We start from the raw sequence: 11,367 nt of genomic DNA, 5'->3' as shown, positions 1-11,367 counted from the left end.
ACTTCTTAATTATCAATTACCCTATTAAATTGCATTATACAAGTACCCTTCTTCACTATGCACTATCTGCCTTCGTACTCTTTAACTCTACGATAAAATGTAGCTTTAGTCATCTTGAGCATCTGTATAGCTTCAACAGCTTTAATTTCTACATCTTTCCATTGTTTATATATACATTCAAAATTTTCACTATTAACTTCTAATTTAGGCCTACCAAACTTTATACCTTTAATTTTAGCACTTGCAATACCTTCCTTTTGACGTTGTTTAATGTTTTCTCTTTCTTGATGGGCTACAAAAGATAATACCTGTAATACCAAATCACTAATGAATGTACCTAGAATATTTTTATGTTTAGTGGTATCTAATAACTCCATGTCTATTACCTTAATATCAGCACCTATAGCCTTAGTAATATAATTCCATTCTTTCATTATTTCCTCATAACTACGACCAAACCTGTCAAGTGATTTAATTATAAGTAAGTCTCCTCTTTCTAATCCTTTTTTCATATATTGATAACCTATTCTATCAAAATCTCTACCACTCTGTTTATCAGTATATATATTTTTATCCTCTATCCCTAACTTCTTAATTTCATCTAATTGCCTATCTAAATTTTGGTCTTTTGAACTTACTCTTAAATATGCAACAGTTTTCATAGTATCAATCCTTCCTCTAACATCCTTTTGATACTTTAATTATATAATTTACGTTTCACATAGTCAATACACTTTAGAAACGTTTCAAATATACATTTTTAACTTATTGATACTATTCAAGCTGTTGGTATATGGTAATGACAATACTGTTCCATTAAGTATACCTTATGATACATTGTTATAGATTTTAACTCAGACTGTCATAATATGTAATGTCAATAATTTCTATCCCAGTACAAAAGCTATAAACCCCAGGCATCTCCGAATAAAGTTAGTGAAGTAAAACCTTTTAGTTTAAAGGAACAAATTAAGTTTTTTGAAATCATCAAAGGACACGATCTTGAAGTATCATTTATCACTGCTCTTGATACCGGATTAAGAGCTTGAGAATCCGTAGGTAAATCATTCACTGCAATGGGATATATTTACTAGGCCATAAAATATAAATGTTTGACTGGTATAGCTGCCTTTCTGTGACATCTTTCATTCACTTGTATACGCTCATCAATATCAGAACTGGGATTACCCTTACCTATTATACTTGTAAACAATTGCCTATTGTTTACAAGTAGTGCCATAACAGCATTGACTTCTATGAACATACCTGTGTTTACTAGGAAAATTGTAAATATAATATCTGTCCCATTTAATATGTATATTGTAATTAATTTTTTCTTTATTGAATCCAAATCTCTTGTTTTTACTAATGAACTAATAAAAGACATTTCCATCACCTCTATTTAGAAGTACAGACAATGTCTAATAACTTAATGCTTCGCTTTATTAAAGTCTAATTAAGAGAGATATGACCTTTAATTATTTCATATTATCATTTTTCATCTTGCTCATTTTCTGTAATATTTCAAAAATTATTTTTAGTTCATTTGTAGATACCTGATTAGTGTGGCAAAAAGCATCTATTAAAATATTAAAATCGGAGGATGAAATTAGTCTTAAAATGTCATTTAAGTAACTTTTATTTTCACACTCTATTATATTAACATGATTCTCAACTACATACTCTTTGATTTCATTTGGATCAATGATTGCAGCAATCATTCGTTTTTCATTCCCTATCGGTGACATTCTTCTGAATAAAATTGCATAATGCGTTTTTATATATTTTTTTTTATCAGGTAAACAATACGGTATATTGTTTGCTCTATCAATTTCCAATATAATTCCTTCTATAGTAATATTAGGTCCAGAAATCAGAGGTATACTAGTCTCCGTTTTTTCTGTAATGCATAAATCTTTATTTTGATTCCACACATAGTTACCTGTAGACATTTTAAGTTTATATATATATCTTAACAATGGTAATTTTGATATTTTCCTTAATACCTCAAATTCAATATTATTTTTTATTACAGGTATAATATTTAATTTATTATCAGTGATTTTTAAAGGCAAACTATATGTTTGAATCCCACTATAATCATTTAGAGAAGTAGCAATCCTAAAACTCTTGTACTCTTTATTGCTTTTGTGTGCTATTAGAATTATAATATCTTGCTGAACATCAAAATCTTTTTCATGATTTTTATTTCTAATTATTAAATGTAACCTCATCTTTGATAGTAATTCTTTTCTTGATTTTTGGTAGTAATATCCTGATAGCATTGACTGTGGTAAAAACAAGCATAGCTTTCCATTATCTTTCAAGTTTTGTATTGCCCAGTGCAAGAAAATGCTATGAGCATAATTATGTCCAAAGCTTACACAATCACATATACTATTTTTATTTTTAGGATCAATTCTAAAAAATGGTGGATTCCCAAGAACAAAGTCAAAATCTGTTTCATGTTTCTTTGTCATAGTATTTGATTTACACTTCAATGTATCTATTGTATTAACAATCCTTATGTTGTTATAGTTGAATACCTTATCCTTTTTCTTAAAAATAGAAAATATCTGATATCCTAATAGCAGCTTAGTTGTAATAATTGCAAAAGGAAAAATATCATAGCCAAAAACTCTCTCCTGTAACTTATTAATGTCATCTTCACTCTTAATTAACCCTAACTTATTAATCTCTTCAATATAAGAAAATAAAAAAAATCCTGATCCACACGACGGGTCAATAACTTTATCGTTTATATTTAAGTCAATTTGTTCTAATGCTAAACTTACCATTTCTTTCGGAGTATAATATTCACCATATTGTCTCGGATTGTTAATTTTGAAAAAACCTTCTAAATATTCATGCAGCAAATAAGGAAACCCTTTTTCATCATCTGCCAATCCATTAGTTATAAACCTAATATCATGTACCCAAGGATAAAACTCCACTATTTCATTAATGCTATTTAATATATCCTTAATATTAAAACCTATAGATACCATATATTCTAATAATTGATGAATAATATAAGATTCCTCTCTATATCTTTCGCAATAATCGATATTATCAGTATAAATATTTTTAGGTGTAACATTACATGTAACCAGATATTTTCTGAAAGCATTTTGTCCGATAACACCTTTTATATAACTATCAACAAATCCTATAAATTTAGCTTTAAATTGTACACCACTTTCTTTTAACATTTTTTCAATCCTTTCTGCATTAAAACTATTTTTTCATATGTAAACTTGAGTTTTGTATAAGTTTATAATACTATCGAAATAATTGCAATGTCTTTGTTATTAAATTTGTAAAAAGCTTATTCATTCAAGAATAAGCTTTTTAATCATACAATTTCTTTATAAAATTGCATTATTTTTCATTCAGTTTCTTGTATTTAAGCAAGCATCTACAGGTTCTCTGTATTACTCTCAATGAAACTAATCTGCTCTTGATTAAACCCATAAATTTGGAATACTAACCTATCAATTTTCCTCTCAAATGTATGTGCTTGCTGTAATAACTTTATATGGTTGTTTGATCCCTTTCGAGCAGTTTTAATGTTTTCATATAATTTTAGCAATCCCTTAACCAAAGTTTCAATTTGTTGGAGTTTTTTTATCGATTCTGTGTCACTTTCGTCTATAATGGGTATAAATAATACATCTGCTCTCCTTTTACTCATTCCATAATATCCGCCAGATTGAGGTGTTCCTTTTATTTTAATTTGATAACTTACTACTTTTGAATTTAAAATGCCCAAAAGATTATAGTAGTTAAAGCATGATCCGTCTTTAGGAATTATTGCGCACCCACCGCCTCCACCAGGACCACTACCTACAAAATAAAAATCAGCTTTCTCATCCAATGCAAAACAACTAGATTTTGAAATAGCAGGAAATACAATTTTTTTCTGTTCAAACCTAGTTAAATTCTTTTTATATATATGTCCATACCACTCTATATTAAAAGCAGGAATATCTTTTATATACTGACCTTTTGTTTTTCTATGCTTTAGCCTACTTTCACATTTCTTTATATATGCCCACGCTAATGGATACTTCTCTTGATATTCTTCTTCAGAAATAAGCTCGCACTTTGGGCTTGTTTTATATGGAAATAGAAGCCATTTCCTTTCACCCTTTAGTGAGTACTTCTTAATATCAAGCGAACCTTTTAAAAATGGTTTTAGCTGGCTTGTTTCGAATTTATGAGTCTCTCCTGTATATTGGGATTTACAATATATAAAATCTCCATCTCGTTTAACTTCTTCCAGAATATAAACCTCATCACAATCTGTTTGTAATCCTACAAAGATTCGTTCTACCTCTTTTTGCAAATGGCAACATTTACTTTCAAATTGGTTTTCAATATCAACTTTGCTGTCATCCATAAATAACCATGGTCTTTTTGTAAGTTGTGATGATTTAATTTGCTTTATTTCCTCTTCTCCTGATTTCCATTTAACTAAGTCCCCTACCTTAGAAAACTCAAAAGAAGGTGTTTTTTCTTTTCTTAAAAATAGAAGGCACGTATATGTAATAACACCATTAAATATTTGTTCATTTCCAAAATCAACTATTCTTTTAACATATTGCTTATTTGAGATTATTTCTCTAATTGCTTCTCCATATTCCGTAATAAAAAACCTATTCATAACTATAAATCCAAGCGTACCTTTTTCCTTCAATAAGCTTAAAGCTCTTTCAATGAACACAATAAAAATATCAAAATTACCTTTTACAGCTGTTTTATAATTGCATTTTATATAATTAATAATTTTTCTCGAGTAGAGTTCTTCATAAGTTTGAATTCTTATATAAGGTGGATTGCCTATAATGCAATCAAATCCTCCGTCTCCCATTACTTCCTCAAACATAGTATCCCAGTCAAAAACATTCACTAGCTGCAACTGCTCATATTCTATTTCACTTTCATCACAAATTATATAATTTGAATTAATTATAGAATTTCCATTCATCAGATTGTCATTTAGGTCGGGCAATATTGGTTGATGAATCCCTTCCATATAACCTTCTTCTAGCATTGTAATATACAGACTCATTTTTGAAACTTCTATTGCTTGTGGATCAATATCAACACCAAAAATATTCTTCTCAAGAATTACCTTTTTATACTCCATAGTAAGTTTAACTTCACTGTTATTTTCAAAAATAATCTCTAATTTTATAGCGTCAATATATTCTTGTGAATCTTTCTTTTTTAATTGAAAATAATTTTCATGATATTTTATAAGAAATTTATATGCTTCAATTAAAAAACTTCCTGAACCACATGCAATATCTGCAATTCTCAATTCTTTGATTTCGCTATATTCTTTGGAATACAGCAGATCTGATAAACTCTGGTATACGATTTTCTCTACAATATATTGTGGGGTATAGTACACCCCTCCTGCTTTTTTAAGTTCATCTTTTAATTCTAAACTTACTTTATCATCTTCAATAATTATTCTCTCACCAAGATATTGTTCAAAGATCCTCCCTAAAATTTCAGTACGAATAATCTTAAAATTATATGGAGAATTTGGATAGTATACATTTTCAACAATTTCAACAAATATTTCGTTATTTATAGTTGCCTCATTTGATAAATCATGATGATGGAATAGCAACCCATTGTATTTACTATTTAAATTTACATATATATCATCCAAGCTATTTTTTATTGATTTAATTTTACCCGTCTGGAAATCATGAATTATTCCCCTTAAATGCTCATTACCCTCTATCTCTCTATCCTCAAGAATTCTAATAAAAATAATTCTATCTAATGTCCTTTGCACTACTTCATTAATTTCATCTTTAGTAAATGTCGGATTGTTATCAAAAACATCTTGTGCTAACTTCAATCTCCATTCTCTCAGATCTTTTAGAAAGGATTTGTCAAGTAATGATTGTCCTTTTATTTGAGCATAGTTTAAATTGAATATTATTTCACTGTCTTCGCATAGACCCCTTCGTTTGATATATAATTTTGCAAGAGATTTATTTACAACAGCTTCCCTGCTAAAAGTGTCCCATATACTATCAAAATTTACTATATAGTCTTCGAAACTTATATCAAATTCAGATACTAAATCAGTGTTAGGCTGATTATGCAGTGGTCTAACACTAATGTCAAATAATTTGAATTCTTTGAAATTCGTCAAAATAACAAAAGGTATTTCCTCAGTAAACGCATATGACTTTGCTTGAAAAATATGGTCAAGATTTTTCAAGCTTTCAGATGGTTTTTTTGCCTCTATTAGAAACTGAACTTTCCCTTTATATTGAAACGTATAATCGATGAATTTTATGCTCTTTTCGTCATCTACACTTTTCTCAACTATTACTTCTTGTTCTTTAGGATGAGTTCCAATAATACCATTTACAGACCAACCAAGAAACTCGAAAAATTTATCAATAAAATTAAGTCTTGTCTCCGCTTCCTTGTACTCTTTTGAGTTATAATAACTTTCATGAAGCTTAAATTCATTAATGAGAATCTCAATATTTGCTTTTGCACTTTTTTTCGTATACATAACTTATCCCCCTCATCATTCCAATATATTTTTTACCATTACATTTTAGTCAATATCCTAAAAATAATTACATCTGCAAACCTTCCTAGGCTCCTACGTTTCACAAAATTTATTTACTCAATACCACATTCATTCCCAATAATTTCATGTTTGTTGCCTTTATTCTTACCAGATCTATACATGAAGCGGCTTGTATAACATTAATTTATATCTATCTTTCCTAATCACGAGGGGGTCGCCTTTCCCATTTTTTCTAAACAATCTCGCAAATCTCTATACCTTAACGCAAAACACCCTAAAATCTCAATTTAGAGGGTAACACCCTGAATTAAAAACCCCCACAAACTCTCGTCTGAGGGAACATAAAACACACATCAATTTTCACCTTAACTCCTCTAAACCTTTTGATATCAGCCTATTTCCTCTCTATCAACGCAACGCACTCAACATGTTATGTGTTAGGGAATATTTCTAAATCATTTCCACAAATAAGTTCGCACATATGACTAAAATTGCATACTTCAAGGGCCTTTTTACACAACCCGTGCATTTTTTATAATATACTGAATATTTCACATCAGAATTTTACCTTAACACATCTTAGTATAATTGCTCACAAATCTAAAGCACATTCCTTATCGTAATTAGCATTCCTATTAAAGAAGTTTTCGGAGCTCAGGTCACAATGTCATTCACCTCATGATTTTCAAATACCCAAACTACCTCTTCTTTATATGGCTCACACATTCCCAAATTGCCAGGATGTAATTGATATCTTTTATAGAATTTGAATATTGTATTACTCTTGATTAAATGTTTAGCAAACTCAATAGCTTCTAATTCTTTAAAAATCCATACCGGACTATTTTCCAAAAACTCATCATATAAAGAATTAATTCTTCTTGTTTTTTCTATTTTTTTGAAACTCTTCAGCTCATCACTATTCATAAAAAATCCCTTCATTAAATTTATAAAATTTATTAAGGCTTGATCTATTTATACTTCACTGCAATATTCAAGCAAACTTGCATAATCAATATAAAATATACAATTAATTATAGCATATTTTAGTAAAATCACCTATATAGTGCTGCTAAAAAGTGCACCCACCAACCATAAAAATGCACCCACCTAATTCCAAAATCCATAGGTGGGGTGCATTCAAATAGTATAAGTCCATAACTCCAAGCTTAAACACTGTAAAAATCCTCCTCTATTTAATACAAAGAACAACGAAAGCCCCTGATTTCAAGGATTTTCCATTGTATCAAAACCATAGTTTTCTTATGGTGGAGGCGTAGGGTATCAAACCCCTGTCCAAAAGCTATAATATCATAACCTAAGTTCGTTTATACCCTTATTTACAATTTAATTTTAAACAATTACTTATATATAAATATATACTATTTTAGCATATCTTCAATATCATCAAAGGTATTTTGGTTTTGATCAGGTTCTATGTTTTTAATAGGATTTATATTTATAGGTTCTTTAGGCTTTAGTTTTATATGTTCTTTTTTTTCTAAATGAATCTCGTCAATCTTAATAAAACGCATTTTAATTTTTTTATCAATTCTCTGGTCTTTAGATATAAAAATACTTTGTCCAGTCTCAAGATTTTGAATATCTGTGTAAGTGTGTTTATTTTCCATTGTTTTGTGCATGCTACCATTACCGTTAGATATTGTTTTATTCCCGAATATACCAGCTTTTTCTTCAACACTATAAGTGTAATTAGTTGTTTCTTGTTTCCCAACAACTTTTTCCCACTCTGCAGAGCTATCATAACTGTTTTGTCTCATTATAATATAATTGTTACAGTTTTCTATGACTTGATTCCTAAGAGCAACCCCACCCGCTTTATCTAAATCTGAAAGACTTTGAAATGCTGGTATACATGTTATATTAGCACTTCGAGATTTATTCAATAAGTCAATCGCAACATCACTAGCATACACATTAAATTCATCAAAAATAAAATATTTTCTTGTCTTATCTAAAAACAGTTTTGATACAGCTTTTTTAGCGTCTAATATTGCAAGTCGACCAACTTGTTTACTAAGCTCAGGTTTGCCAAGACTATCTAGAATAATTAGTATGTTAGCTTTGTCCTTTAATGCTGTGTATACATCAACACCATCACCACTAAAAATCTCACTTGCTTCGGATTCTGCTGTAGTTGCAAAACGTGCCATAGATGAGTTCACTATAGCCGCGGTATTTTCAATAATATCAGAAATCTTTGCAAACTCATCAATTTGAATATCACCATTATTTTTCATTTCTTCTATTAATTTTTGAAATTGAGTAGGTGAATACTCAATTATTGTATTTAAGTCTAGTGGTATCTTTTTTATGTTTAATATTTTTATTAACTGTTGCAAATATCTTTCTGTATTCACCTTATAATGTGCTTCGGACCAGTCAGTCATTCCTATAAGCATATCTTTTGCCTCTGTCATACCAGCCCCTCTGAAAGGATTGTAATAATCAGAATTAGAAGGTTCAACAAAATTGATAACATATAACCGCCTATTATACGTTTTAGAAAGAGATTGCATATAATTTAGCATGCTCCCATTTCCTAAATCACCTTTTCCATCGATAGCAAATACAGGATATTTTTTTTGCATAGCACTTTCTATAAAATTTGATATACTTACAGTTTTACCAGCACCAGTTGTTCCAGCTATAATAATGTGCTTTGCGTTATCATTTATTTTTACTGCTTCATTATTTTCATAATCGACACCAATTGTTGTGGTTACTTCATCATGCATTTGTAAACTGAGTTTTTCTAAATATTTATTTATTCTATTATCTTTCTTTATATTCGGTTCACTTTTCTTTTCTTTTTTTATATTTATATAATGTATTTCTGAGATTATACTACTTAAGATTAAGGCTATTAATAATTGCCAAACTATATTAATATTTAATATGTAATTCAGGTAAAGTGTAGGTATGTCCGCACTTTCTTTATGCATCATTGAATTAAATATAACTTTTATAAAATCTATTGAATTTAATAAGTACTTTTGCAAAAAACTAACTTTTAAATTTATAAGTATTGCTAAAACAAAACTCATAATACAAAAATATATTTTATTGATTTTTTTTGTGTTTATAAATAGCGCTGTTAGAGCTATTGCAATTATTACAGTGGGTAAGCTTATAATTACAAATAATAAAAGCAGTATTAATGCCAATCCATACAATATAAAAGTGTCTGTATTTCTAGTGTCAGTGTTTAAAGTATCATTATTTCTAGTATTAGAATTATTATTCATATTTTATACTTCCTTTTTTAAAATTAGAGGGTTGATTCAATTTTTTTGAGTTACTACGTAGTTTTTCTTGTAGGATTGCTATTTCTAATTTATCTATGTCTTTTAAGAAGCTTTCCTTTTGTATACTAGATTGAAAAAATTTATCTATATTTAAATTAATTATATTTATATCTCTTAGAAATAAAAGCCCTTTACGATTCATAGTGTTTTTATCCTTCATTAATCTTTCTTTTCTATTCTCATTCACTGTTAATATTTCAATATCATATGAATTATATATAGATATATTTCTGAAAATAGGCTCAACCTTCTCTAATAAGGCGTTATAAATCCAACTTTTAGAACGTTCAAAATCTAAAATTATAAGTGTAACAACTCCATTTTTAAATGTATTAAAATAAATTTTACTCGTTCTTAATTTAGAGAATAGATCATTTGAATCATATGATTTTATTTCTTCATTTTTTATTAACTTAACTATTTCTTTATTACTATTTAAAAATTTTATATCGGCCGCAGCGTTGTCAGTTTTAAATTTTTGTATTTCAAATTTAAATTTTTCTAAAAACCATATATATGGGCTTGATGAATCAAAAAATTCTTTAGGTTTCTTTATATATTCAGCTAAAAAACAAGAGGTCTTTAATTGTGTTGAGGTTGGTGGTTTTAAGTAACCAACATTTGGCTTATTTTTAAGATATCTTATAGATGCGTTTGCAAGTAAGATATAACTGTTATTGTTTACACTTATAATTTTCAATAGGTTACTTTTTTCCATTGCATGAATATCATCAAAAGTTTGATATTCTGATTTAGCAGAAAATTTATATATATGTCTTAGAAACATATAACCGCCAAAACAATTAATAAGCCTTAAATAATGTTCATACTTTAAAATTATATCTAAATAAGTATATGGATTTATTTCAAGCTCTTTTGGTATTAAAATATCTTTTTTAAACTTCAATTTTCATTACCTCCATGCACCCAATTTCATTTGCTATGTTATATTTTTCTTTTATCTGCTCTTTAGTATAATTTCTTGTAATAACTTCAACTGCAATCGTAGTTCCATTACTAAAAAATGTTGCATCAATCATTGTATTTAATTTTTTATTGGGATGAACCAATTTATACTTTTCAATTAAATCATTTTCATTTGTCCATGTGTTTCTCTGTTCTCCGTCCAGGCTGTAATATATGCTAGATAGTTTTAAGTCATGTTCTATTTGACGTTCATTACTTCTATAACATCTGTCTATGTTACTGTTAAGTTTTATATATGCTTTTCCATTATCATTCAAATAATAAGTTTTAATTGTGCTGCTGCCATTTACTACTACACTTTTAGAATTTATATAACATTCCTTTTCAAGATTCTTTAATCTTTTTTCACTTAGTCCAATAACTTTCGTTGCATCAAAATGAGATGTTACTCCAGTTTTTGCTATGCCTTTCATTAATTCAAGATCTCTTCCAGTTATGCACTTGATTGCTGGCCCAATTTTTCTTCCTCTCGCCATT

The 11,367-nt window shown here is 28.5% G+C and carries 8 protein-coding genes; all 8 read right to left on the bottom strand.

The window, feature by feature from the left end; genetic code table 11:
• Positions 1–62 precede the first annotated feature (62 nt).
• The 8 genes from VIM70_RS03720 to VIM70_RS03685 all read right to left on the bottom strand — a co-directional run bounded on the left by VIM70_RS03720 (position 63) and on the right by VIM70_RS03685 (position 11,366).
• The gene (locus VIM70_RS03720; protein ID WP_331944241.1) at positions 63–662 is read right to left on the bottom strand and encodes a recombinase family protein; all 600 of its coding nucleotides are present in this window, start codon (positions 660–662) and stop codon (positions 63–65) included.
• A 428-nt stretch (positions 663–1,090) separates the two neighbouring features.
• Positions 1,091–1,387, bottom strand: a complete 297-nt coding sequence (locus VIM70_RS03715) for a DUF5658 family protein (RefSeq protein WP_331944239.1) — start codon at positions 1,385–1,387, stop codon at positions 1,091–1,093.
• Between the two features lie 91 nt (positions 1,388–1,478).
• Complete coding sequence (locus tag VIM70_RS03710; RefSeq protein ID WP_331944237.1) at positions 1,479–3,212, bottom strand: N-6 DNA methylase; 1,734 nt, start codon at positions 3,210–3,212, stop codon at positions 1,479–1,481.
• A gap of 206 nt (positions 3,213–3,418) precedes the next feature.
• Positions 3,419–6,553 (bottom strand): Eco57I restriction-modification methylase domain-containing protein, encoded by a 3,135-nt coding sequence (locus tag VIM70_RS03705; RefSeq protein WP_331944235.1) that lies wholly within the window; start codon positions 6,551–6,553, stop codon positions 3,419–3,421.
• A gap of 675 nt (positions 6,554–7,228) precedes the next feature.
• On the bottom strand, positions 7,229–7,501 hold the full coding sequence (locus VIM70_RS03700; protein ID WP_331944233.1) for a hypothetical protein: 273 nt from the start codon (positions 7,499–7,501) through the stop codon (positions 7,229–7,231).
• A 455-nt stretch (positions 7,502–7,956) separates the two neighbouring features.
• The gene (locus tag VIM70_RS03695) at positions 7,957–9,843 is read right to left on the bottom strand and encodes a type IV secretory system conjugative DNA transfer family protein (RefSeq protein ID WP_331944231.1); all 1,887 of its coding nucleotides are present in this window, start codon (positions 9,841–9,843) and stop codon (positions 7,957–7,959) included.
• The gene (locus tag VIM70_RS03690; protein WP_331944229.1) at positions 9,836–10,810 is read right to left on the bottom strand and encodes a hypothetical protein; all 975 of its coding nucleotides are present in this window, start codon (positions 10,808–10,810) and stop codon (positions 9,836–9,838) included. Before VIM70_RS03690 ends, VIM70_RS03695 begins: the two co-directional genes overlap by 8 nt.
• Positions 10,800–11,366: a hypothetical protein gene (locus tag VIM70_RS03685; RefSeq protein WP_331944227.1), complete on the bottom strand. Its 567-nt coding sequence runs from the start codon at positions 11,364–11,366 to the stop codon at positions 10,800–10,802. Before VIM70_RS03685 ends, VIM70_RS03690 begins: the two co-directional genes overlap by 11 nt.
• Between the last annotated feature and the right edge of the window lies 1 nt (position 11,367).

The organism is Clostridium sp. (genome assembly GCF_036569345.1).
Taxonomy (GTDB): Bacteria; Bacillota; Clostridia; order Clostridiales; family Clostridiaceae; genus Clostridium_AD.
The sequence above is the reverse complement of the archived record's forward strand: the minus strand, read 5'-3'. Positions and strand labels throughout refer to the sequence as shown.